The 23994-nt window shown below is 44.5% G+C and carries 20 protein-coding genes; 3 read left to right on the forward strand and 17 right to left on the reverse strand.

Annotation, left to right across the window (positions count from 1 at the left end; all coding sequences use genetic code 11):
- The first annotated feature begins 264 nt into the window (after positions 1 to 264).
- Positions 265 to 1920, forward strand: coding sequence for a diphosphate--fructose-6-phosphate 1-phosphotransferase (locus tag D1614_RS20800; protein ID WP_119439921.1), 1656 nt, complete (start codon positions 265 to 267; stop codon positions 1918 to 1920).
- A gap of 326 nt (positions 1921 to 2246) precedes the next feature.
- On the forward strand, positions 2247 to 3125 hold the full coding sequence (locus D1614_RS20805) for a Cbp1 family collagen-binding glycoprotein adhesin (protein WP_119439922.1): 879 nt from the start codon (positions 2247 to 2249) through the stop codon (positions 3123 to 3125).
- A gap of 3 nt (positions 3126 to 3128) precedes the next feature.
- On the opposite strand, the gene D1614_RS20810 is transcribed toward D1614_RS20805, so the two are convergent.
- The 9 genes from D1614_RS20810 to D1614_RS20850 form a co-directional block, all read right to left on the reverse strand.
- Positions 3129 to 3704, reverse strand: a complete 576-nt coding sequence (locus tag D1614_RS20810) for a flavodoxin family protein (protein WP_119439923.1) — start codon at positions 3702 to 3704, stop codon at positions 3129 to 3131.
- Positions 3705 to 3877: 173 nt separating this feature from the next.
- A complete protein-coding gene (locus D1614_RS20815) occupies positions 3878 to 4531 on the reverse strand; it encodes a DUF4159 domain-containing protein (RefSeq protein WP_119439924.1) in 654 nt (217 codons plus the stop codon).
- A 100-nt stretch (positions 4532 to 4631) separates the two neighbouring features.
- Positions 4632 to 5735, reverse strand: coding sequence for a lipid II:glycine glycyltransferase FemX (locus D1614_RS20820; RefSeq protein ID WP_119439971.1), 1104 nt, complete (start codon positions 5733 to 5735; stop codon positions 4632 to 4634).
- 147 nt (positions 5736 to 5882) lie between these two features.
- Entirely contained in the window at positions 5883 to 6890 is a 1008-nt protein-coding gene (locus D1614_RS20825; protein WP_119439925.1) for an alpha/beta fold hydrolase, read from the reverse strand.
- Between the two features lie 63 nt (positions 6891 to 6953).
- A complete protein-coding gene (locus D1614_RS20830; RefSeq protein WP_119439926.1) occupies positions 6954 to 7655 on the reverse strand; it encodes a 16S rRNA (uracil(1498)-N(3))-methyltransferase in 702 nt (233 codons plus the stop codon).
- A 74-nt stretch (positions 7656 to 7729) separates the two neighbouring features.
- Complete coding sequence (locus D1614_RS20835) at positions 7730 to 8743, reverse strand: cytochrome d ubiquinol oxidase subunit II (RefSeq protein ID WP_119439927.1); 1014 nt, start codon at positions 8741 to 8743, stop codon at positions 7730 to 7732.
- Positions 8736 to 10046, reverse strand: a complete 1311-nt coding sequence (locus D1614_RS20840; protein WP_119439928.1) for a cytochrome ubiquinol oxidase subunit I — start codon at positions 10044 to 10046, stop codon at positions 8736 to 8738. Before D1614_RS20840 ends, D1614_RS20835 begins: the two co-directional genes overlap by 8 nt.
- A gap of 745 nt (positions 10047 to 10791) precedes the next feature.
- Positions 10792 to 11286 carry a SixA phosphatase family protein gene (locus D1614_RS20845; RefSeq protein WP_119439929.1) on the reverse strand — a complete coding sequence of 165 codons (495 nt, stop codon included), beginning with the start codon at positions 11284 to 11286 and terminating at the stop codon, positions 10792 to 10794.
- Positions 11287 to 11347: 61 nt separating this feature from the next.
- Positions 11348 to 11626, reverse strand: coding sequence for a putative quinol monooxygenase (locus D1614_RS20850; RefSeq protein WP_119439930.1), 279 nt, complete (start codon positions 11624 to 11626; stop codon positions 11348 to 11350).
- Between the two features lie 73 nt (positions 11627 to 11699).
- On the opposite strand from D1614_RS20850, the gene D1614_RS20855 reads away from it, so the two are divergent.
- Entirely contained in the window at positions 11700 to 12212 is a 513-nt protein-coding gene (locus D1614_RS20855) for a metallophosphoesterase family protein (RefSeq protein WP_119439931.1), read from the forward strand.
- Here the strand turns inward: D1614_RS20855 and prmA are convergent.
- The 8 genes from prmA to D1614_RS20895 form a co-directional block, all read right to left on the reverse strand.
- On the reverse strand, positions 12202 to 13038 hold the full coding sequence (gene prmA / locus D1614_RS20860; RefSeq protein WP_119439972.1) for a 50S ribosomal protein L11 methyltransferase: 837 nt from the start codon (positions 13036 to 13038) through the stop codon (positions 12202 to 12204). The genes D1614_RS20855 and prmA overlap by 11 nt on opposite strands.
- Positions 13039 to 13117: 79 nt before the next feature.
- Positions 13118 to 14353, reverse strand: coding sequence for a DUF4857 domain-containing protein (locus tag D1614_RS20865; RefSeq protein ID WP_119439932.1), 1236 nt, complete (start codon positions 14351 to 14353; stop codon positions 13118 to 13120).
- 1 nt (position 14354) lies between these two features.
- The gene (locus D1614_RS20870) at positions 14355 to 15011 is read right to left on the reverse strand and encodes a hypothetical protein (protein ID WP_206610098.1); all 657 of its coding nucleotides are present in this window, start codon (positions 15009 to 15011) and stop codon (positions 14355 to 14357) included.
- Positions 15012 to 15027: 16 nt separating this feature from the next.
- Positions 15028 to 15918: an ABC transporter ATP-binding protein gene (locus D1614_RS20875; RefSeq protein WP_119439934.1), complete on the reverse strand. Its 891-nt coding sequence runs from the start codon at positions 15916 to 15918 to the stop codon at positions 15028 to 15030.
- A gap of 6 nt (positions 15919 to 15924) precedes the next feature.
- Positions 15925 to 17484 carry a DUF6850 family outer membrane beta-barrel protein gene (locus tag D1614_RS20880; RefSeq protein WP_119439935.1) on the reverse strand — a complete coding sequence of 520 codons (1560 nt, stop codon included), beginning with the start codon at positions 17482 to 17484 and terminating at the stop codon, positions 15925 to 15927.
- Entirely contained in the window at positions 17484 to 18686 is a 1203-nt protein-coding gene (locus D1614_RS20885) for a DUF4876 domain-containing protein (RefSeq protein ID WP_119439936.1), read from the reverse strand. Before D1614_RS20885 ends, D1614_RS20880 begins: the two co-directional genes overlap by 1 nt.
- Before the next feature lie 12 nt (positions 18687 to 18698).
- A complete protein-coding gene (locus tag D1614_RS20890; protein WP_119439937.1) occupies positions 18699 to 21554 on the reverse strand; it encodes a TonB-dependent receptor in 2856 nt (951 codons plus the stop codon).
- A gap of 70 nt (positions 21555 to 21624) precedes the next feature.
- Positions 21625 to 23973, reverse strand: coding sequence for a T9SS type A sorting domain-containing protein (locus D1614_RS20895; RefSeq protein WP_119439938.1), 2349 nt, complete (start codon positions 23971 to 23973; stop codon positions 21625 to 21627).
- Between the last annotated feature and the right edge of the window lie 21 nt (positions 23974 to 23994).

Here is a 23994-nt window from a genome sequence, read left to right on the forward strand (position 1 = left end):
ACCGGTTGATAGCTGTTCAGCCGGTGAATTTTTGTTTATACCGAATAGAGCGCTTTGTCTGAAGTTTGGAGCATAGCCGGCAAATTGCAAACGATGGCGAAAGATCGTGGCTCTCAGCTCCTAGCGTTTTTCTTTTTCCTGAATTTTGGTCCCCTTTTAACTTTACTTTAAATCGTTTACTTTAAACTTGTTAAGAGGAGCCATCCTGCCAAATTCCCCGTATTTTTGGGACGCTTTTCGAAAAATCAATTAATACATATTAAAATGAATATTAGCGCATTACAAAAAGAAAGGGCCAAATACCAGCCAAAACTCCCGAAATCGTTAAAAGGAGCTGTTAAAGTGGTGGAAGGTGCAAAAACCGAATCGGTTGCCGATCAGAAGGAGATTGCAGCCTTGTTCCCGAACACCTACGGCATGCCGATCCTTACGTTTGAAGAAGGTGGAAAGGCTGCTGAAAGTGCTCCTGTTAATGTGGGTGTAATTCTTTCGGGTGGTCAGGCTCCGGGTGGACACAATGTGATTTCCGGAATTTTTGACGGCATCAAAAACATTCATCCCGACAGCAAACTTTTTGGATTTTTAGGTGGTCCAGGCGGATTGGTAGATCATAAATATGTTGAGCTGACTGCCGAGATTGTGGATGAATACCGCAACACCGGTGGTTTTGACATCATTGGTTCGGGCCGTACAAAACTGGAAGACGAAGCCCAGTTCGACAAAGGTCTGGAAATTGCCAAAGACCTGAACCTGAATGCGCTGGTTATTATTGGTGGCGACGATTCGAACACCAATGCCTGTGTGTTGGCTGAATACTATGCTAGAATCAATGCTGGTGTGCAGGTAATCGGTTGTCCGAAAACCATTGACGGTGACCTGAAAAACGAAATGATTGAAACTTCGTTTGGTTTCGATACCGCTACAAAAGTTTATTCTGAGCTGATCGGTAACATCCAGCGTGATGCCAATTCTGCTAAAAAATACTGGCACTTTATTAAACTGATGGGGCGTTCAGCTTCGCATATCGGTTTGGAGTGTGCGTTAAAAACACAACCCAACATCACGCTTATTTCAGAAGAAATTGCCGACAAGAAACTGACTTTGGGCGAAGTGGTTGACTACATGGCAAAGGTGGTTGCCAAACGTGCCGACAACGGCGATAATTTTGGTGTAGCACTAATTCCTGAAGGTTTGGTTGAATTTATTCCTGAAATGAAAGTGTTGATTTCGGAATTGAACGACCTGCTGGCTGAAGGCACTGATTCAGAAAAGGAATTCAAAATGTTGCGTAAAAGCCACCGTAACGAGTGGGTTGCTACGCACCTGACCGAAATTTCTTCGAGCGTATTCCGTTCATTGCCCGATGGTATTGCTACCCAGTTAACGCTTGATCGTGACCCGCACGGAAACGTTCAGGTTTCATTGATTGAAACTGAAAAGTTACTGGGCGAAATGGTTAGCACCCGTTTGGATGAAATGAAAGCAAACGGAGAATACGTTGGTAAATTCGGTACACAATACCACTTCTTCGGTTACGAAGGACGTTGTGCTGCTCCGTCGAATTTCGATGCCGACTACTGCTATTCTTTGGGTTACACAGCTTCTGTTTTAGTGGCTGCCGGAAAAACCGGTTATATGTCATCGGTAAGAAACACCACTGCTCCGGCTGATAAGTGGATTGCCGGTGGTGTGCCTGTAACCATGATGATGAACATGGAGAAACGTCACGGCCATATGAAACCGGTGATTCAAAAAGCATTGGTTGAACTGGAAGGAGCTCCGTTCAAATACTTTGTATCGAAAAGAGGGGAGTGGGCTTACAATACCGACTTTGTTTACCCGGGCCCGATCCAGTATTTTGGACCAACCGAGGTTTGCGACCTTACTACCGAAACGCTGAAATTCGAGCAAAATAAGTAAGACTCAATTAGACTATATAGTATATTATAGCAAGGCTGTCCGTCAATTGACGGATGGCCTTTTTTATCTGCCAAAATCAGCGACAAAATACAGTTGTATTATTTCGGCGGGGCTGTTCGAAAAACAGAAGAAATAATTTAAAGCAAATAGAAAACCGATAACTCAGATACTACTGTTTTTCGCTGTTTTATCAGTGATTATCTTCCAAAATCAGTGTTGTCAGCATTCCGTTTTCACGTTTTGCTTTCATTTCAAAACTTCTGCCAGGTAACGTATCATTATGAGCGCGAAATTCGTTAATATAGCGTAATAAAAATCAGAAAGAGATGAACAGGTTATTTATTGCAGCGATCTTGTTAACGGTAGCAGTTTCGTGCCAGAATTATAAAAAGGATGTATCAAAACTTACCCAGGAAAGAGACAGCATTGCCCGGGAGGCCGAGTTAAAGGATTCCGCGGTAACAGGCTATCTCGAAGATTTTAACGAGATAATGGCTACGCTCGATTCCATTAAAACAATGGAAAAGCTGGTGACCGTAAAATCGAGCGGACAACGTGAGATGAGTTACACCCAGAAACAGGCGATACTGGATGATGTGGCACTGCTGAATGAGATGTTGCAAAAGAACAAGGAGCAGTTGGCTGCCTTGCAAAAAAAGCTGAACAACGCGAACTACAAAGTTGGAAAGCTGAATTCGACCATTGCCGAGCTTGAACGGCTGGTAAGCAGTTTGCAAAAACAGGTAGACGAAAAGGATGCAGAAATTGCGCGTTTGAATACCGACGTTCAGAACCTGAGCCGTGATGTAATTCAGCTGAACGAGAAGATTGCGGTGATGGAAACCGAAAGCCAGGAGAAATCGAATACCATTGACAGACAGGTACAGGAGCTCAACAAGGCCTTTTTTGTAATTGGCAGCCGCAAAGAACTGGAGGAAAGTGGGGTAGTTGACCGGAGTGGCGGTTTCATGGGAATTGGCCGTACATCGGTGGTAAAAGAAGATTTCAATAAAGAAGTGTTTACCGCGGTTGATATTCGCGACTTTGCCTATATCCCGTTAAATACCAAAAAAGCAGAGGTGATCACGGTTCATCCGGCCGGATCGTTTCATATTTCGGGTGAAAAAACAGCCGATACTTTGTTTATCGACAACCAAAATATTTTCTGGAACGCTTCGAAGTTTTTGGTGATTGTAACTAAATAAGGGCTACTTTTTTAGTTGATTAAGGAGCCAGACCATGTTGTCGGCCAGAGTGCGGATGGTTTGCATCCCTTCGTCATCGTTTAGCACATCTCCCGGATTGCGCCCGATGGCAAAGTTCCAGTAACTCGATCCCGGAACGATCATTTGGTTGATCAGAAAAAAGTTGTTGATTGTTTCAAAGGCGTGGAGCGCTCCGCCGCGACGCACTGCAATAACTCCGGCCCCAACTTTTCTTTTCAGAAGATGGCCGCCGGCACGGGTTGCATATCCGGCTACGTCAATCAGGGCTTTAATTTCCGTGGTAACATCGGCAAAATACACCGGCGATCCGATGATGATCCCATCTGCTTCCAGCATTTTCTCGATGCACAAGTTCAGGTGATCGTTTTTGATGTGGCACCGTCCGTCCTGCTCTTCCTTGCATTTGGCACAAGCGGTGCAGCCGTGCACGGGTTTGTTCCCCAGTTGTACCAGTTCGGTTTGGAAACCTTCTGCTTCAAAAATTTTGAACATTTCATGGATCAAAAGTGCAGTGTTTCCGTTTCTGCGGGGACTTCCGTTTATGGCTACTATCTTCATAATTAATGCTAAAATGCTTGAATGCGTTAATGCTTTATAATTATTTATCTCAATATGTAAGCTAATTGGTCATAAAATAGCTGTAGGTTTTAGCTTATTCAGTTTGTGCTGAATCGCGGTTGTTTTTCAGTATTCTTGCATTTATGCATTTCAGCATTCACGCATTTCTTCTGTTACTGATTAAACACAAATGAAATGATGTTGGCACCCATTTGAAGTGCTTTCTCACGGAGCTCGGGTGGGTCGTTGTGTACGGCTTCGTCTTCCCAGCCATCGCCCAGATCACATTCGTAAGTATACAAACAAACGAGGCGGTCTTCAATAAAAATTCCAAAGGCCTGCGCAGGTTTTCCGTCGTGTTCATGGATTTTCGGAATTCCGTTGGGAAAATCAAACTTCTGGTGAAAAACCGGGTGCGAAGGTGGTAATTCAACCAACTCTTTTTCGGGGAAAACTTTTTTCATTTCCCGGCGAAAATATTCATCCATTCCGTAATTATCGTCCGCATATAAAAAGCCGCCGCCTTCGAGGTAGTGGCGCAGGTTCATGGCATCGCTTTCCGAAAAAATAATATTGCCGTGACCGGTTAAACTAACAAACGGGAAATTAAAAATTTCGGGACTGCCTACTTCAATGGTAGACGGTTCGGTCTGGATGTTGGTATTTATCGTGCGGTTGCAGTATTCGATCAGGTTCGGAAGCGCAGTGGGGTCAGAATACCAGTCGCCACCCCCGTTGTATTTCAGCAAGGCTATTTTTACGGCACTGTTTTGTGCATTGACAGCCATCGCCCCCAAAATCATCCACATTATCAATTGAAACCGCATATCTTAATTTTTCCGAAAAATACAACACGAATCTGAAACCCAAAACTATTCCTTCACTTTTTAAAGGAGATGGGGTTGGTGGCTCTAATTCTTCAACCCATCAGTTGCAGAGTTCCTGAACGATGAATAAATCGTAGTGTTTTTGCGAATAAGGATAATCCCAACACCCCATGCGGTGATACAAATTGCCGCCGAAACCTTTCTTGTAAATATGAATCCCGTGCAAAGGATGGCTTTGGTTGATGTTGGGAGCCGAACCAAACATATCGTACTCGGAACAGCCCCAGTTTTTTGCCATTTTTATGGATTCCCATTGCAAGGCATAACTGGCCATGATATTTTGTTTATTGGTGGCTGAAGCTCCGTAAAGATAGGTGCCGCGCTTGTGCGACAATGCCAAAAACATTGAAGCCATGAATTCTCCTTCCCAGTCGGCCATTAGCATTTTTACTTTCACCCCTTTTTTGTTGTTATCCTGTTTTTTTAGGATGCTCAGAAAATACTGTTCGTTTTGCAAAGGCAGGTTGTGCCGAACCGCTGTATCGTAATACAACCTGTACCACTCGCTGATGTGTTCAATGCCGTATTCCTGAACCCTGATACCCTGGTTCAGCGCCCGTTTTACGTTGTAGCGGGTGTTGTAGCGCATGTTCGACAAAAGGGTATCTTCCTGCTGGGTGAGATCCAGAAAAAAAGTATTCTTGGGGAGAATGTCGCTCGGGCTTTTTTTCAGTCTCCAGTTAATGGTTTTATAATTAACCCTGAACTCCTGAACCTGCTCATCGGGTGGCCCGGTCCAGTTTCCATGGGCATCAAAATAATCGTCATCGGCCGACCACTGGTTTTGCCAGGCAAGGTCGTAGCGGATGAAAATACAGTTGCGCGGAAGGTAAGGTTTGATGGTTTCCGACAGTTGTTCCAGGAAAACACCCTGGTTTTCAAACTCCGGCTCCAGTTCCGGACCGTACGGAACATAGGCAAAACAATGGGTGGCATCGATGTACTTGATAAGCACCAAAAGATCATCACTTTCATTTCCCTGCACATCGCCATGGCTGAAAAGCGTATCTTTTGACACTGAAATTTCAAATCCTTTGGGTTGAAAGCCTTGCTTATCCTTTAATCTTCCCCAGAAAGGTGTTTGAGAGAGAATGTTGCTTGGCTTAATCTCCTCAATCTCCTTTTGAACAATCGTACAATCCATCTCCAAAATTTTGGGCAAAGCTATCCAATATAAAGGGGAATAAAAATTTAACTGTCAAAACAACGGGTATTTCAGCTTTAGTTACATACTGCTAACATTGCCCCAAAAAGAGGCGGCAGAATTCGGATCGAAAGAGGATTTATGGGGCTATTGTTTCAGGAATTTCGTTAACGGAGTAATGAATTGATCAAAGCTTTCAATGTGCGGAAGATGACCGATATTCGGAATCTCTACCAATTCAGAGTGGGGGATGGCTGCCTGTGTTTTTTTGCCAAGTTCTTCATACAATCCCATTTTTTCCCTGACTTCTTCCGAAACCAGTCCTTTTCCCAGGGCCGTCCGGTCACGGGTTCCGATAATCAGCAGGGTAGGCACCTGCACCTGCGGAAATTCATATAATACCGGTTGGGTGAAAATCATATCGTAGGTTAGTGCTGCATTCCAGGCGATACGCGGGTAATCCGAATTTAATGTCCATCCGGCCAAAAGGTTTACCCATTCATCGTAATCAGGGCTCCATTTTCCATCGTAATAACTTGCCAGCTGGTAATCTTTTATTTGCTGATAGCTTTTTTTAAGCTCGTTTTCGTACCACCATTCCACCGGTTTGTAAGGGGCAACCAGTTTCCAGTCTTCCAGTCCGATCGGATTTTCAAGGATCAGTTTCTCGGTTGTTTCCGGAAACATCAACGCAAAACGGGTGGCCAGCATTCCGCCCATGGAGTGCCCCAAAACGGCAGTTTTTGTAACCTGAAGATAATCCAGGAGCATTTTTGTATTGATTGCCAGTTGCTGAAATGTATAATGAAAATGTTCGGGTTTCGACGACTTTCCAAAGCCGACCTGATCGGGCACAATCACCCGGAAACCTTCTTTTGTCAGAGCTTCGATCGTGGTTTTCCAGTAAGCTCCGTTGAAATTTTTTCCATGAAGAAGTACGATGTTTTTTCCGTTGTAATTGTCGGGCTTAACATCCATGTAAGCCATTTTCAGGTTTTGCAATTGCACATTTAACCGAAGGTATTCAACCGGATACGGGTAGTCATAATTTGTTAGCTCCAGATCGAGCCATTTTAGGTGGTTCGATTGTGCGGATGCCGTTGCCTGAACAAAAATAAGTAGAATAAAAGCAGCCATCATTCTTGTTGTCTTCATGGTATTTTCTGTTTTAATCTTTCTGAAACGAAATTCTTTCGTTCAATGTTCAGGCTTGCGGCTTTATTCGTTGGCCAGGTTTACAATGTGGCAGGCCACCACGCCGGCGGTTTCGGTGCGCAGCCGGGCTTTCCCAAGCGAAATCTCCGTAAAACCCGCAGCTTTGGCCTGCTCTACTTCTTCTGGGCTGAAATCACCCTCGGGGCCAATCAGTAGCAAAACATTTTTTCCTTTTGAAACCAGCTTCTTTAAATGTGGTTTTTCGCCGTCGTTACAGTGTGCAATGTACTTTTCTCCCTGAAAACCAGCATTGATCAAATCTTCAAAACGGGTGAGTTCGTTGAGCTTCGGAAGGTATGCTTTAACCGATTGTTTCATCGCCGAAACAAGGATCTTTTCCAACCGCTCGGGTTTGATGATTTTTCGTTCTGAATGCGACGAAAGCAAGGGCGTAATCGTATCAACACCAATTTCGGTGCATTTCTCCAAACACCATTCAAAACGGTCGATGTTTTTGGTCGGGGCAATGGCCAGGTGCAGGCTAAAGTCGCGCTTTTCAAATTCTTTATGGGTTTCCAGAATCGAGATGCTGCAGCTTTTGGGGTGGGCATCGAGTATTTCGGCCTGGTAAAAACCACCCTTCCCGTCCACAATCTGTATTTGGTCGCCACCGGATAAGCGCAGTACTTTTACCGCATGTTTCGATTCATCGGCATCGAGCGCGACTGTATTTCCTGTAATTTCCGGGATGTAAAAAAGCTGCATTTTGTTTCGATTTCTGATTTACACAAAAGTAATCAAATCATGCTTTAGTGCTCACCTTTCCATTGGGCAGTGGTTTATTCATTTTCTCTGACCGACTTTTCTTCGAATTTGAAAACCTTGTAAAGGTAGGCAACCGACGGAAGGATAATTATAACCCCCACCACGAGTGCGATCAGCAAATACAGCTGGACTTTGTACGGTGCCCCGGCATTTTGCAGGGTGATATCCGGCGCGTCTTTGATGTTTACAATAATCGGGAACTGTATGGCAAACCAGCCAATTACGATCATAGTGGTTTGAAAACCTCCGATCAGCCGAAGCATTAAACGGTTCGGGTTATTCAGGTATTTCCACAAAAAGGGCAGGGCGAGTGTTGCCAGCACAATGGCTGCAATACTTACCGGCGACTGGATAAATTCCATCAGCAAAGGGTGCCCTTCGAGTTCGGCGGTGAGAAAAACCAAGGCTCCGGTGAGTACCAGTCCCAACAGCAGGCGTTTGGTAACTTTGGCAAAATACTGCACGTATTCTTCGTTTTTTATCTCGCTAACCGTAAAAATGCCAGCCAGAAATGCGAACAGCAAAACCAGGAACAAGCCCATGCTCATCGAAAAGAGATTCAGCCAGGGATGAATGTACACCTCGAAAAAGCCTTCGCGGTAGTCGAGCGTGATTTCGCCCAGAATAATTCCGCCCAGCGTAACACCTAAAAAGAAGGTGGTAACAAGACTGGAATACTGAAAGATAGCTGAATAGATCTTCATCGGGCGCTTCTCATCAATGTCGTAATGCCTGAAGGTAAAAGCCGATCCGCGCATGATGATGCCCAGCAGCACCATCAAGACCGGAATATGCAAGGCGGTCAGAACCGTGGAGTAAACCGTTGGAAAGCCAACAAAAAGGATCACCACCACCAGGATCAGCCACATATGGTTGGCCTCCCAAACCGGCGCAATGGCTTTGGTAACAATCTTGGCCGCTTTTCCGCGGGTAAATAATTCAAGGATTCCACCTCCAAAATCGGCCCCTCCGAGCAGCACGTACAAGAAGAGGCTGATAACCATTATCAGGAAATTTATTTCAACCATTGGACAGATATTTAGCTTGTAAAACTTTGATTTGCCTGCTTAAGAGCCAGATAACCACAAAGCTCAGGATGAGGTAAACCGCCGATATGGTGTAAAAAGTGTATTGAATTCCCGGCATGGGAGTGAGCGAGTCCTTTGTTTTCATAATGCCGTAAATAATCCAGGGTTGACGGCCCACTTCGGTAACAATCCAGCCGGCTTCTACCGCAATAAAACCGAGCGGCGTGGCAATAAACAACATTCTCAGCCACCATTTCTTTTCCAGCCAGTGTTTGTATTTGAAGGTAGCGGCCAGGAAAATTGCCGCAATCAGCATCAGAAACATACCGATCCCCACCATAATCTGAAACGAATAATGCGTGATCGGAATGGGTGGCCATTCATCTTTTGGGAACTGGTCCAAACCTTTTACCTCGGCATTGAAATCGCCATGTGCCAGAAAACTCAGGAATCCCGGAAGTTTGATGGCGTATTTTACGGTTTCATTTTCCACATCGGGTATTCCGCCAATAATAAGCGGCGCACGTTCCTGGGTTTCAAAGTGAGACTCAAAAGCAGCCAGCTTTGCGGGTTGCAGTTTGGCCACATTTTTTGCTGCCAGGTCGCCACTTATGGGTTGCAGAATCGCAGCTGCCGAAGCAAAAGTCAATGCAATGGTAATCGCTTTTGCGTGAATCTCCAGTTTGTTTTTTAAATAAAGAATGGCATGTACACCCGCTACGGCAAAGCCTGTGGCCGAGAAGGCTGCAATGGTCATGTGATGCGCCTGCGAGAACCAGGCTTTGTTAAACATTGCTTTTACCGGGTCGATATTATAGGCTTTTCCATCTATCCAGTCGAAGCCCGAAGGAGCATTCATCCAACCATTGGCGGCCACTACAAAAATTCCCGAAAGTACCCCGGCAATTCCTACGATGAGCCCCGTGTACAGGTGCACCCATTTATTCAGTCGTTTCCATCCGTAAAGGAACAAACCAAGCGCAATGGCTTCCACAAAAAAGGCGGTTCCTTCCCACGAAAAAGGCATCCCGAAAATGGGGCCGGCGTGTTCCATAAAACCGGGCCAAAGCATGCCCAGTTCAAACGATAAAACGGTACCCGAAACGGCACCAACGGCAAAGAAAATTGCCACTCCTTTCGACCAGGCCTTGGCCAGATCGAGATAAACCGGGTTGTTGGTTCGCAGCCATTTCCATTCGGCCACAAACATAAACCAGGGCATCACCATACCAATACAGGCAAAAATGATATGAAATCCGAGCGAAACCCCCATTTGCATACGGGCAGCCATAAATGCATCCATGTTGTAGAATTAATTGTTTGTAACTGTTTTCACATTCATCAACGTTCTAAATGGATTTCGGTTTGATGAAGTGGAAAAAGTTAACATCGATTGCCGAAGGAGGAGGTGGCAATATTTTGATAGTTTGGATATTAAGAACGATCAGATGTCAGTGTAAAAAAGCAGATTTAACGTTGGATGTATTCCGTTAATTGAGTTTTAGTTTTGCTGTGAAGCTGTATTGCCGTGCCTTGTCAGCGCTTAACGGATTTAGCCGCTTAGCGCATAATATTTACAGGTGATAGTTAAAAGGGAGTTTACGGTGTTTGGGGATAAGACGTTGATAAATTCACGTTCTCTGAGCGTGGTCAGGGAAGCACTGCATTTCGCTTTCGAGTATTATCGTCATTTCGCAAGTACTTTTTATTTCACGCTGATTGCGCTGATTATCGCAAATTTTATCTCACCCATCTGGATGGAATTATTTTCTGCGTAGATCTGCGTTATCTGCGAGACGTTAAATTCCGCTGCGGAGTTAAGGTATAAGTCAAATCAATGCGAGAAAGAACAATAATTGTGTTTTTACTGGTAAATCACGTCCTTTGGGCGTGATTGATTGAGTATGCCCGTATTGCCGTGCCTTGTCAGCGCTTAACGGATTTAGCCGCTTAGCGCATAATATTTACAGGTGATAGTTAAAAGGGAGTTTACGGTGTTTGGGGATAAGACGTTAATACCGCTTAAATACTCACTACTTTCAAAGGCATTATTTTAACATCCGCGGCACCAAATGAAAAGCCAGCGAACCACTGCGCGCTTTTACATCTTTCCACGAATCCACATCGAAATCGATCCCAACGGTGGAGGTGGTGGGCATGTCGCCGTGAAACGACTGCAACAGGTTGGCTACATAATAATAAAACCCCGGATTATGCCCGAAAAAGAAAACCGTTTCTGCTTCTTCGGGCAATTCCCGGATAAGGTCGACGAACTCACCGGTTGTAAGTCCGTCGTAAATATCTTCTACTTCCTGAATCTTATTTTGGCTAAAGCCTAAGTTATCGGCAAAAATACGTGCGGTTTTAAGGGCTCTTTTCGCCGGGCTCGATACCATAAGGTCGGGTGCAACCTTGCGCTGGTTTAATTCGGAGCTTACCAGCGCAGCATCGCTTTTTCCCCGATCCTGAAGGTCGCGGCTAAAATCATCATCGTATCCGTAAGGAACGGCTTTTCCGTGGCGAACAATAATTACTCTTTTCATACCGCATGTATTTAGACTGAAAGTTTACGTAAAAAACATTCCGACAGTTTGTTCGCGGCGCTTAAATTGTTTCGTAAACGTCAATTTCAGCCTGCGCGAGTTCAACTATTTGGGGAACAATACCTGTAAAATGGGGTGTGTTATTATGAAAATCAACGGCTGCCTGGTCTTTCCATTTCTCAATCAAACAGAAAACAGAATTGCTTTTGAGATCTTTATGCAAAATGTATTCGATGCACCCTGCTTCGGCTCTCGATGCTTCTCCGAGTTCATTAATCAATTGTAAGAAACTTGTTTCTTTTCCCTGCTTTACCGTAAATTTGGCTACTATTGAAATCATGCTTATTATTTTTGGTTATTTGATTTTGGTTGAAGCAAATTTAACTTAATTTATTGCAATAGAAAATACAGAGATGAGGCGCATTGGACTTTTATCAGACACACACGGATTTATTCACGAGCGGATTTTTACTTTTTTTGAAAAGGTGGACGAGATTTGGCACGCAGGCGATATCGGCAACATTCAAACTGCCGACCGGCTGGCAGCCTTTAAACCCTTAAAAGCAGTTTACGGCAACATCGACGGGCAGGATGTGCGGATTGTTCACCCCATGCACCAGCGTTTTAAATGCGAACAGGTGGATGTTTGGATGACACACATTGGTGGTTACCCCGGGCGGTACGAACGCTATGTAAAACCGGATATTTTTACCAACTCACCCGATCTGTTTATCAGCGGGCACTCACACATTCTGAAAGTGATTTACGATCAGAAATATAATTTTCTGCACATAAACCCCGGGGCTGCCGGATACAAAGGCTTTCACAAAGTGTGCACTGCCGTGCGTTTTACAATTGACGGGAAGGAAATACGCGACCTGGAAGTTTGGCAAATTCCAAGAGACGAAGTGGCTCCTACTTTTTAAATGAATAGGCCACCCAGTTGTTTTTTTCTTTGAACCCGGCATCTTTCAAGCCCAAACTCTCTGCTTTTGTTTTGATGGCCGGAATATCCTCTTTGTAAAAACCGCTCATGATCAGGATTCCGCCGTCGTTCAGAACGTGGTTGTAGGCGGGCAGGTCGTTGAGTAACACATTGCGCTGGATATTGGCAAAAATCACATCGTAAGACTCATCGTTCAGCAATTTGGCGTCGCCCAGCTTTACATCGAGGTTTTGGATGTTGTTGAGTTTTGCATTTTCCTGGCTCCCTTCGTACGACCACTTGTCGATGTCGATGGCCGTGATTTTATCCGCACCTTTCATCGAGGCCATAATGCCGAGTATTCCTGTTCCGCAACCCATGTCAAGCACCGATTTTCCTGACATATCGTTCTGAAGTATCGACTCCAGCACCAGCGAGGTAGTTTCGTGGTTGCCGGTTCCGAAAGCCATGTTGGGCTCAATCACAATCTCGTATTTCAGCTTTGGGTAATCGGTATGAAAAGGAGCCCTGACCACGCATTCGTTGGCAATCACCAGTGGTTTAAAATAATTTTTCTCCCATTCTTCGTTCCAGTTCTGGTCCTCAATGAGTTCTGATTTTACATCAAAACAAAAGTCTTCCGAGAACTCATTCAACACCCCGTTCAATTCTCCTTTGTTGTATGCAGTGGCCGGAATATATGCGTCGAATCCCATTTCTGAATCAACAAAACTATCAAACCCAATGTCGGCAAGCTGTGCTGTCAACACTTCGCGAAGCCATTCCTGAAAGGGGGTTATTTCGATGCTTACTTTTTTGTAGTCCATGGGAAAATTTTTTGTGAAGGTATAAAAAAAACAGCCATCCGGGTATCGAATGGCTGCCACTATTTTTTGCTTTTTCCTTCTAGCTGAAAAATTTATTGGGGAAGAAATTCACGGCTAAAAAGCCAAAGATTCCTGTTAAGCAGATAATCAGCAGATCGGGCAGCTGACTTCTTAATTTTTGTTTTCTTTTCCGGATAAGAATAAACTGAACAATGGCAAGCAGAAGGCTTACCGCAAGCCAATAAAAAGCAGGACTTGGTTGAAAATAAAAGTTGATGAATCCGGAGTTGGGATTGGTCATACTTAGTTGAACGGGAAACAGAGCAGCGGCTATTTTTCCTTCTTTTCGTTGACTTTGAACCGGCCAGATTTCTGAATATTCATCCACCGGATTCAGGTCGCGGTCGAAAATATGCGAGCGGACAAAGCCTTCGCCCAAAACACTGACATTGAAATTCAGCAGATCGCCGTATATACGTATTTCGTGCTTTTCGGGGTCGATGTCATCCACCGGGAAATGTTCCAGCAGATAATCGTACTGTGTTAGCATGTACAGGTGCTTATCTTCCGAAAAAAGGTAGGCATAATAAAGTTTGTCGCTGTTGTCGGTACACTGAATGGTTTTGAACTTCAGTCCTTCGGGTAAATCAACCCTGCGGACAAAAGGTTTTCCTTCCACCATTTTTATATGAAAGAGCTGATTGGCCGAATCGATCACCAGGTAACCTTCGTCGCACGATTTCAAGGTGGTGGGAATCCCGCTGATGGAGGTGGCCGGAAACTGAAAGCCGCGTTTGTACAAAACGGCTGAAAACATGCGGCTTTTCTCTTCGTTAATTTGGTTGGTCTCGGCATCGATAAACTCCATTCGCCAGGTGATCCTGAAAAAATCTTCGGGCATTTCAAGATTTACACGGCCCGATTGCGACTCAAACAAGGGAAACAGCGAGGGCTGGGGAGCGCGAATGTCTTCCGGCTTTAACCTGAAAATGGAACGGTATTTACTAATCTGGTGCGGGTCCATCTCCACGCCGTTTATCGAATCGGGCAAAGTCCGGTTCATTAGTAGCTGTCGTGTATACACAAATGGAAGCCGGGCTTCGTACTCTTCGCGTGTAAATGTTTCTCCTTTTGTGTTGGTAAAAACCGTTTTCTCTTCGTTGCGAAGGATCAAGAAATCATTGTCAACTGCACTGTACTGGACAAAGGGACTTTTTACGGGTTGGGCAAAGGCCATCCAGTAAAGTTTCGGAAGGACAATTGCCAAGCCGGTTATGGCAATAAGTACTAATATGTATCGGCTAAGTTTTACCATTTTACATTTCTCCTTTTCTAAACCGGTAACCCGAGAACAACAATGAGATGCTTAATAAGATCGTAAGAACAGCCAGCGTAATGTTGACCGGCTGGTAGGCTGCTGTGGGGCCGTTCTTAAAAAACAAAGGAATAAATGTGGCAGCCACCAGCAAGTACAGAAAACGGTATTTCCAAACCGGTTCCAGAACGATCAGCGCCACCAGGTAGTAGGCGGAAAAACCCGCCAGAAACCAGGGAATAAGCGAAACCAGTGCCGGAAGAATAATGTTGGAAGGGAAATAAAACGCGGCAATTCCTGAAAAGAGTGCTATTAAAATGAGGTACACCACCAGCAGGCAACACGAGCCAAAAACCATCATGCTTAGCAGAACTTTGTTCTCGTTAAACGGCAGATGAAATGTAAGCTTTATGCGCTTGTTCACTGTTTCGGGGAAGTACTGGGCAACGGCTACCAATAAACCACCTGCCAGGGGGATAAATTTTAGTAGGCTGAAAAATTTAAGTCCTTTAAAAAGAATAAGATTCCAGTAATTATTGGCCTGGTTAAAAGTGGTGTCGTGTTGCACTTTCAAAAAAAGATAGCCCACCGCCAACATGCCCAGCAGGGTATAAAGGAGGGTAAACCACCTGATTTTTAGCCACTCTTTGTATATCATTGCTTTCCACATATTCCTAATACTTGCCGGTTAAACCAATAAAGGCGTCTTCGAGTCCCATTGCCACCTGTTGAAAGGCACGGTGTTGAATGCCGTTTTTCTCCAGGAACTTCTTCACAAACGCTTCTGATTCGTAGGTGTAAATCTCCACCTTGTTGTGTACTTTTTCGACGTTTACCACAAAATCTTCTTTTTTCAGGTCGATGGACGGATCTTCCACTTCGAGGTAAAACTGTTTGAAGGAGCGCATAAACTCGTTTACGTTTTGTTGTGCCAGCACGCAGTTGTAATCCATAATCAGCACATCGTCGATCAGGCGCTCCATGTCCTGAATAATATGCGAAGTGGTGAAAATGGTTTTCTTTTGGGCTTTGGCATATTCGCGCAGGTAATCGATAAACAGCCGCCGGTAACCGGGATCGAGTCCCATCGAGAAGTCATCGAGAATCAGCAGATCGGGGTCTTGCGCCAAAATCAGACCGAGCGCCACCTGCGATCGTTGGCCGCACGACATGGTGGAGATTTTTTGCCGCGGAGTAACTTGTAACTTCGACATCAACTCCCAGTACGGCTCCGGATTCCATCGCCGGTACACACGGGAATAGAATTTTTCGATCTGGTGAATGTTCATAAAAGTGTACTGAATATGGCCTTCGATCAGAAACCCGATGCGCGCTTTGTTCGATGGCGAAAGGTGCTGCGAATTCTCGCCATAGATGAGACACTCTCCGCTGCGGGGCTGTAAAAAACCATTCAAAATATTGATGGTGGTGGTTTTGCCCGCTCCGTTTTTCCCCAGTAGCCCCAGTATGCTTCCGTCTTCTACCCGGAAATTCAGGTTCTCATAAACCATTTTTTTCCCGTAATAGTGGGTGAGATTATTGCATTCTATCGCGTATGAAGCCATGTTTCGTTAAAAGTTGATTCCTACTTGTATGCTTGTACTGTTCTTCTCGGGATCGCCAGTCATTTGCGAGAAGCGTTTTGTATAATCGATACCTGTATAGAGCTGTACTCTGTGTTCGTACATTTTTACTCTTCTTGCCAGCTGTATTTTTCCACCCAGCTCCGTCATTCCTTTGTTCCAATAGTCGAAATCGTGATGTACCATTTCAGTATGCGTTGTTTCCAGCAAAGCCGGGTCGCTAACCAGGTTCAACCGACTGTTAAATCCTTTTCGGTAGGCTCCGTTGGCTGAAAGAATAATATCGGCCACGCTTGTGCTAATCTCTTTCTCAACAGCCGCATTGATTTTATACTGGTTAAGCTTCTGTTTGTTTTTCTCGGGAACAAAGTAATAGGAGGTTTCCGAGCCTGTGATCATGGCACCGGCTTTCACTCCCCAGTTTATGTGATCCCTGTCTTGAAACGTGTACCACGAATAATCAAATCCGAAATTATCTTCCCGGTGCCAGTACAGAACGTATTTGGCAATGGTTTCCCAGTGAAATTTTTCCTGCGTGGCTTTGGGTTCCATTACGGGCTCGTGTCCGTAAATATGTTTATCAGTAAAATATAATTTGAGTTTATGAATACTTCCGCTAGTGTTGCGCAGGATAAAAGTGGATGCTGCTTCGGTTTGGAATTTCTCGAGCAACACCAGTTGAATGGGAGAAAGTTTGCCGCGTTTTATGTCGGTTTCTTTTTGAAAGAAAGAGATTTCAGTGAGGTTTGATAAGCGATCTCCTTTCCATCCCAATTGAAGGCCTGCCCCCAAAAGAGTGGATTGGTTGCTTCGGTCGTCCATTTCGGTGGTGGCGGAGTACACACCCATTCCTCTGAAATGATAGAAATTATAGGTAGAATCGCTGAGCGTTTTCAGTGAAATGTCTTCTTTGGCAGTTTGAAGATGAAGGTTTAAACCCGCCATGAACTTTCCGGGCCTGAAAACGATCCCCGGTTTAAAGTCGAACTCGGTTGCTTTGTTGGTTGGCCTTGGATCTTTTCTGCGGGCTCCAACTCCTGTTTGGTACTTTACATCAAAGCCCAGATCGATCAGCGAACTTAACTTTAAGGCACCGCGCACCTGCATGTCAAAAAATTCTTTGCGATAGGTACCTCCGGTTCCATCTCCCAAAGTATAGGGGTTGTCGTCATAAGGATTCAGTACATCTACCCATTTTACTTTTTTCTCTTCCTGGCTGTAATACGAAAACGCCCCGTAAAATTTCCAGTTGTTGAGTTTCTGGTAACCGTAGGTCTGAAATCCATACTGGTTTTGTTTTTCCCCTTCCTGAAAGCGATGATAATCGCCGTTTTCGTGCTGATACAAAAGACGTGCTGTGCCTAAGCGGTACTGTATGTCGAAAGATTGCAAACCGGCCGCATTGCCCGACTCCGACCAAAGCGTATTCAAAAGCAGTATTTTTTCTGATGACAAAGAATTTCGCAACGAATCCTGCTTCTGTGCCAAAGTCTGAAAACTCATCACCAGAGCCAGAAAAAAGAGCGGTATTTTGCGGTGTTCTTTCATTATTGTTGTGCGATCACTCCCGGTGTTGGCACCTGGTTGGTGAGAAAATCGTTGCTTGAGTTGTTGGTATCCTGATACACGGTTCGCCCGTTGATCACTTCTTTTACTTTTCGTCTGATAGATACCCCTTCGTATCCTCCTCTGGTTTGAATATAACCCACATCAATGCTGTTGGGTAGGCGCTTGTAAACAGTTTCATTTAATTGTGGGTTTTCAATACCGTCAATGATCCAGCCGTATGGAACCATGAAGCAGTTCATTGATCCTCCCGGCTCTGTCATAAAGTTGTCAGGATTTGTAAAAATATTTTCATATTCATCAGAAGGCAGTCTGAACAGAATGCAGATCATTCCCCGTGTATCCATCAGCATGGTGGTGCCTGCCGTGATTCTTTGCATTAGCAGATTGGGGACCGATGGAGCATCTGCGTATTTGCCGTTTTCTACATACATTTCCCACGCAGCACCCGAAAGGTCCACCGAGTTTGAGTTTCCGTTTGGATCGTCGCGGTGATTCAGTCCCGATAAAGCAATGATAAAAGACTCTCCGGGCTGAACCGGATGTTCCTGTCCTGATCCGGGAACAATGGGGATGAAACTCCACAGGGGAATACGGGGCATAAGATTGCCGTTTGCATCTACCCAGGGAGTAGGCTCGTACGTTCTGGTATAACGAACAGCCCCGAAACACAATCCGTCAGAGTAGAGCACTTTGTCACTATTGTTATAAATTTCAACAAACTTATCGGCGCTGTAAACAGCTCCTTCCGGAGTTCTGCTACCCGATGAATAGAGTTCTTTTATTACAAAGCCTTCTGATTCAATCACGTATTCGGTGTTTATTTTTAACTGAATTCCGTTCTCCATAATCTGTTGCCCGGTGAGGCTCCCGCTGAACAAAAGCATTTTCATACTTGGGTAGCCATCCAGCTCTATTTGGTGTTTTTCCTGGAACGAGATCACCAGATCATAACTTCCTCCTCGCACATCAAAAGTGGCAATGCCATTGGGATCGGTGGTCGACGTAAATTCACGGCCTGTTTGCGTGTTTCGAACCAATATATCGGTATTGGCAACAGGGCCTCCGCTTTCAACGTTTTCAGGATAAAATACTTTTACCGTAAAACTATAGGTTGTCGGTTCGTCGTACTTTTCACAAGCCACCATCAAGGCAATCAGTAGTATAAATACTATTCTTTTCATTTGTTAGGTTTGTTAAAATTGCATTCGTATATCTGCTCCAAAATAAGGTTCTGCATTTCTTCGAAGGTAAGTGCCTTCTCGTTTATCAAGTTCCCAGGGGCGTATGTTTAGAAAGTTATTGGCAAAAAAGGATAATTTAAAACGTTGTGCAATTTCTTTCGAAATTTTGATGTTAAAAACAAAAAGCGGATCAAGAGTGCGGGCTGCAAAGCGGTAACGTTTTTCTTTTTCGATGGCTTGCTGTGCCAGGGTATTCTGAAAGTCTGCAACCAGGTAGGGGTGCTCCACGTCGTCGTAGTTCCGGTAACTTACCGGCAGATAATAGTAATATTCATCTTCTTGCTCGTTCTGAAACAGGTTGGGCTGTCCGAGGTAGTCGCGAAGATCGCTGAGTGAATATAATTGATAATCATCGTAACGTTTTCTCCAGTCTTTTTCGTACCATATTGCCTGTGTTGTGAGGGTTACCAGCATCCTTATCTCCGGGATGTGTGTGATAATGCTGAGGTTCGAGTTAAGCCGCTCCTGAACAACTCCATAGCCGTACTTGTTGGGGAATTTTACTACAAATGATTCCTGTGTGCTGATGTTGTTGTTATAAGTGGTGTAATGTTGCTGGTTCCAGTAGGGTGCATCTGTTCTGTGCGTTTCTGTTTGTAACCAGGCGCCGTTCAAAACAAAGGATGTGTGCAATGCTTCAATCCTGCCAAAATCAATGTTGTACTCAATGCCTCTTTTCCTCCGGCTTTGTGCATTCCGGTAGATACCGTAGCTGTAAAATTTCTCATTCATTTCATAGGAGACTGCTACCGGCGTTTCTGTGTCCGGGGCAGTGTAATAAACTCCTTGGCCTTTCACAAAATAAGGATGAAGTCCCGGTGCAATTTGTTCGTACTGACGATACATTAACAGGAAAAAGTTATGATCCAGGATAAAACCACCTTCCTGCTTTTCATAAAAACCGGTAATTCGTGCTTTTACATTGTTGACCCTGAAGTCGATTCCCGCTTCCAGTTTTTCGCTGGTAGAAGCTTTCAGTTCCGGATTACGTGTGTCTTCCTTCACGTTGGTGGTTACCACTGCGAGGTCGGGGTAGTAGTTAAAATTGACGTAGTCGCTGTAATGCTTGTCGGGATATAAATGAAGGAGGGTAGGAGCTTTGGTGGTTTGTCCGTAACCCGCCCTAAGCGTGATATTTCGGAAGGTGTGCGAACTATTTCTGTTGATGAGTGTGTAGCTTACATTCAGGCGCGGATCAACAGCCAAAGTGCCATTTGTTTTCAGAAAACTTTTGGGCTGAATGTTGTCCATGCGAATACCGGCCATAATGTGAAGAACGGTTTTTCCCAGTTTCAGATCGATTTTATCTTCTGCAAAAAGAGAAAGTTGGTGCAACGAGGGAATATCAGTAAAAGGCCGCGGGCGGGTTCCTTCTCCTGCCGGAGGATGTGTGGGATCAAAAATGCGTCCTTCTCCGTTGTTGCCGGTGGTTCGCCATTCGGTTCCAAGCAGAACATTGTTGCTTAAACGCCCTGTTTGGTGGTAAAACTTTGCTTTGAGCTTCGAATAAATATCAAACGGACGTCCGTTGTAATTCACTTCCGAGTAATAGGTAGCAGGGCCGTACTCAACCGGGAATTCACCATCGGCCAAAGAGGTAACAAAAAAGTTGGCTCCTGTCGAAGTTGTTTCAAGCGTTTTTTCGTAGCCTTCCTGCCAGGTTTTACTTACTCCCAAATCGAATGAAAGACTTTTGAAAAGGCTTTTGTTGACCGACCACAAAGCAGAAATCTTGGTATTCAGGTTTTTGTCTTTTGCAAAATGTTCTTCACGGGCTTTCATATCCGGATCCCATTTTTTCCCATCCAGCGAGCTCGTAAAATCCATCTTCCATTCGATGTTCAAAGGCGTGGAATTCCGGAAGAAAGTATTGGTGTACTTGGCCGAAGTGTTGACTCTTTTGAAACGATCGGTTTGGCGGTTCAGGTCTCCATATGAATCGGTATAACCTGCATCAATGTTAATAACCCCTTGGTTACCGGAAAGCAAATAGCCTTTTCCGAGGTAAGCCTGTTTGGTATGTGGGTCGGCTTGGAGCTTAACGCGATAAGGTGAGCCGCCCGTTTTTGTTTTTATTTGAACTGCTCCCGAAGTAAGATTGCCCTGTTCGGCCGACGGGATGCCAACATCTACCGTTATAGATTCGATGTTATCGACCGCGATTTGCCGGAGGTCTATTCCGGTTCCGGCCACCGACGAGAAACCTTCCTGGATGCTTTGCTGCATATTTCCGTCGTTCGAAAATGGGATGCCGTCAACGACAATGGCTGTTCCGAGCGCACTGTTTATGTCGGTTCCAATTTCACGGATACTTATTCTTGCAGGAGTTTTCAGGTTGGGATTTACCACCAGGTTTCCCGGTATCAGCTGCATTACTTCGTTCAGGCTGGTTGCCTGGACGTGGTTAATGGCTTCGTTTCCGATTTTAGTTGAGGTCGTTACTCCGGTGTTGTTCTCCGCCGTTACCACCACCTCTTTTAATCCAAGCGATTGCTGTTTTAATTTGATTTCTAGGTCAACATCTTTTTGGAGCGTAATACTTCCTGTGTATTCCTGGTAGCCAATATAAGTTACGGTGAAATTATAGGTGCCAGGCGGAACATTCCGAAGGGTGAATTCGCCGTTTTCGTTGGAAGAAGTTCCAATGCCCAGTTCCGGAAAAGCAATGTTGGCATACATTACCGGATCTCCGGTTTTTGCATCGCTTATTTTCCCGCTTACGGCTATCTTCTCCTGGGCAAAAATATTCCCTTGGTTAAAAAGGCCGAACCAAAAAATAAACGATAGTATGAATTGCTTTCCTGACATAGCTGATATGCATAAAGTCTGAGTTTTCCTGATCCTGTACTTAGGTATTCAGAATCAGGAAATATCATTTTTATTTGAAAATGACCTTATTGGAAAAGGCTCTTCCTCCAACAACACAGTGTACAATGTAAATCCCGGGTTGGTAATTACGCGTGTCGAAACGGTAAGTACGGTTGTTCGGCTGGTGTACCGATATCATTTTTCCATTGATGGAATACAGGGTACATCTTTCAATTTCATCGTTGTCAGCAACCACCTGAACCGAATGTGAACCATAATAAACGTTTAGTCCTTTTCTCAACTGGGTTAAGGGAACCGAGGTTTTAATATCAAGACCTTCGATGCTGGTTGAATAAATATCACCTTTAGCCAGGGCATAAATTTTATCGTTGTACACGCCGCCTATAGTGTAAATGTTTACTCCCGGGGAACAATCAACCCAGTCAGTCATGTTATTGGTGAATCGGGATTTTGTGCTGCTTCCGAGTAACATTGCTGAATTATTGTCAAAACGATAAAAATCGTTGCTTCCTATTGTCTCGCCAAATGCGGAAAACGAGGAGCCTCCGTTGGTTGACATAAAACAGCTGTCGCTTGTTGTGATCACAAAAAGCTCGTCTTTATCGGCCCAAACCGAATTAACCGACATGGCATCGTCTTCTCCTTCGTCCAAAATAGGGTAGAGGTTGGTAAAATCAATAATGGAAGTACCTGTTTTTATTTCAGCATTGGTCGACTTTTGCAGGGTTTTGTACCCTCCAATGTACATTGTGTCTCCCTGAACAAGCAAGCTATTGATAGAAAGTTTTAAAAAATCGTCACTTACAGGAAACCAGTTTTTTCCGCCATCCATTGTTTTGAATATGCGCCCGTGCTCGGCTCTTTCGGCAATGTAATCATTCCAGTCGCAGTATAGCAGTAGCACATCATCTGAAGTATATTTCAGCATCCCGGTGTTAACTCCACCGCAATTGGTGTGGTTCGGATTCATGCTTATGTCTTCGGGGTTATTTTTACCAATTTTGGAAACGTCGAGAAAGTTCCAGGTTTCCCAGTTGTCTTCGGTGTAAATAATGCCTCCGGACCAATAGATGTCGTCTTTGGTTTTATAATCTACAAATCTGATTTTGTTAAAGCTTGCATAGCCTTTATCGCCCACCATACTTAGTCCGTTAAAATCAATGTTCTCGTAGAAACGCTCCATGGCCGGAATATGGGGTATTTCAACCGAATGCCAGCTTGCCCCTTCATCAGTCGTTTTCAGGAAGTTGGCTTCGTAACCAACCACTGTCATTTCATTTTCATTGGCAATATATGCTTTTTGTAAGTTCCCGTTTCCGAGTGTTTCTGAAGAGAACGTATAATTCCCGGATAAAAGGTCGTTGATCGCAATCTTATAGATGGCCGAATTGGCCAGCAAAATCAGTGAATCGCTCATTATACCGGCAATCTCATAAATGGACGTGCTTAGGTTTAGGTTTTTCCACGATTGTCCCGAGTCGGTCGAAACAAAAGAATTGTTGGAGATACCACTAACCACCATCGTTGAGTCATTTACATTGAAGATATCCTGTCCTCCTTTTATGCCGGGATATTTGCTGAAATTTATACCTCCGTCCGTCGAATAAGAAACGCTATCACGGGATGTAACCAGGTGTATCTCATTTTCACTGACCATTGAGATGTCACTGATAAAGCCTTGTCCATTGTCCGATAACTTATCAAAGCAGTTAATGACAGTATCTGCACTGGCTGATAACTTGAATAAATGTTTGTTTCCTCCGGCAAACCCGTTATCGCCCCAAAAAGTGATGCACGATGTTACGTTGCTTCCCATGTCCCCACTTATGTTGGTCCAGGTAGAGCCTCCGTCTTGGGTTTTGAAAATTCCGTTGTGTATAACACGGTTGGTATTGGTGTACGAAAACCATCTCACACCGCAAAAAGCAACAGTGTCGTTCACCGTTTCGATGGACTGATAGTCGATGGCATAACAAAGTGTATCGTTTGGGCTTAGAGCCGGGTTATTGGCCGGTTCAAATACAGGTGCATCCACTACGGCCCAGGTGGTCCCACCATCGCTTGTTTTCATAATAAAGCCATCGGCGTAAACGTCGTGTTTGGCATTGTAAAGCATTTTTGATCGGGCAATTGAATACCCGGTATTTCCTTTTACACTTATGTCAAAAAGATTGAATACGGGCTGAATCAAATTTAGAGTATCCCAGCTTGCTCCTCCGTCGGTTGATTTAAAGAAGGCATTGTCGTAACCCGCAATAATGGCGTTATTCCCGTTTATTTCCATCCTTTTCAGGAGGTTTTCGCTAAGCTCTGTTTTCTCCCAGTTAAATACCGGGTTTTGCCCCATAGACAGAAAACTTAGCCCCGCGATAAAAAACAGTAAAGTAAAAATCTTCATAGCTCACAATCTATATGTATA

The organism is Maribellus luteus (genome assembly GCF_003576475.1).
In the GTDB taxonomy this organism is placed as follows: domain Bacteria; phylum Bacteroidota; class Bacteroidia; order Bacteroidales; family Prolixibacteraceae; genus Draconibacterium; species Draconibacterium luteum.

What these genes read in the sequence shown, in the direction of transcription:
- D1614_RS20800 (WP_119439921.1), top strand. Translation starts at nt 265, where the DNA reads ATGAATATTAGCGCATTACAAAAAGAAAGGGCCAAATACCAGCCAAAA.
- D1614_RS20805 (WP_119439922.1), top strand. Translation starts at nt 2,247, where the DNA reads ATGAACAGGTTATTTATTGCAGCGATCTTGTTAACGGTAGCAGTTTCG.
- D1614_RS20810 (WP_119439923.1), bottom strand. Translation starts at nt 3,704, where the DNA reads ATGAAGATAGTAGCCATAAACGGAAGTCCCCGCAGAAACGGAAACACT.
- D1614_RS20815 (WP_119439924.1), bottom strand. Translation starts at nt 4,531, where the DNA reads ATGCGGTTTCAATTGATAATGTGGATGATTTTGGGGGCGATGGCTGTC.
- D1614_RS20820 (WP_119439971.1), bottom strand. Translation starts at nt 5,735, where the DNA reads ATGGATTGTACGATTGTTCAAAAGGAGATTGAGGAGATTAAGCCAAGC.
- D1614_RS20825 (WP_119439925.1), bottom strand. Translation starts at nt 6,890, where the DNA reads ATGAAGACAACAAGAATGATGGCTGCTTTTATTCTACTTATTTTTGTT.
- D1614_RS20830 (WP_119439926.1), bottom strand. Translation starts at nt 7,655, where the DNA reads ATGCAGCTTTTTTACATCCCGGAAATTACAGGAAATACAGTCGCGCTC.
- D1614_RS20835 (WP_119439927.1), bottom strand. Translation starts at nt 8,743, where the DNA reads ATGGTTGAAATAAATTTCCTGATAATGGTTATCAGCCTCTTCTTGTAC.
- D1614_RS20840 (WP_119439928.1), bottom strand. Translation starts at nt 10,046, where the DNA reads ATGGATGCATTTATGGCTGCCCGTATGCAAATGGGGGTTTCGCTCGGA.
- D1614_RS20845 (WP_119439929.1), bottom strand. Translation starts at nt 11,286, where the DNA reads ATGAAAAGAGTAATTATTGTTCGCCACGGAAAAGCCGTTCCTTACGGA.
- D1614_RS20850 (WP_119439930.1), bottom strand. Translation starts at nt 11,626, where the DNA reads ATGATTTCAATAGTAGCCAAATTTACGGTAAAGCAGGGAAAAGAAACA.
- D1614_RS20855 (WP_119439931.1), top strand. Translation starts at nt 11,700, where the DNA reads ATGAGGCGCATTGGACTTTTATCAGACACACACGGATTTATTCACGAG.
- prmA (WP_119439972.1), bottom strand. Translation starts at nt 13,038, where the DNA reads ATGGACTACAAAAAAGTAAGCATCGAAATAACCCCCTTTCAGGAATGG.
- D1614_RS20865 (WP_119439932.1), bottom strand. Translation starts at nt 14,353, where the DNA reads ATGGTAAAACTTAGCCGATACATATTAGTACTTATTGCCATAACCGGC.
- D1614_RS20870 (WP_206610098.1), bottom strand. Translation starts at nt 15,011, where the DNA reads ATGATATACAAAGAGTGGCTAAAAATCAGGTGGTTTACCCTCCTTTAT.
- D1614_RS20875 (WP_119439934.1), bottom strand. Translation starts at nt 15,918, where the DNA reads ATGGCTTCATACGCGATAGAATGCAATAATCTCACCCACTATTACGGG.
- D1614_RS20880 (WP_119439935.1), bottom strand. Translation starts at nt 17,484, where the DNA reads ATGAAAGAACACCGCAAAATACCGCTCTTTTTTCTGGCTCTGGTGATG.
- D1614_RS20885 (WP_119439936.1), bottom strand. Translation starts at nt 18,686, where the DNA reads ATGAAAAGAATAGTATTTATACTACTGATTGCCTTGATGGTGGCTTGT.
- D1614_RS20890 (WP_119439937.1), bottom strand. Translation starts at nt 21,554, where the DNA reads ATGTCAGGAAAGCAATTCATACTATCGTTTATTTTTTGGTTCGGCCTT.
- D1614_RS20895 (WP_119439938.1), bottom strand. Translation starts at nt 23,973, where the DNA reads ATGAAGATTTTTACTTTACTGTTTTTTATCGCGGGGCTAAGTTTTCTG.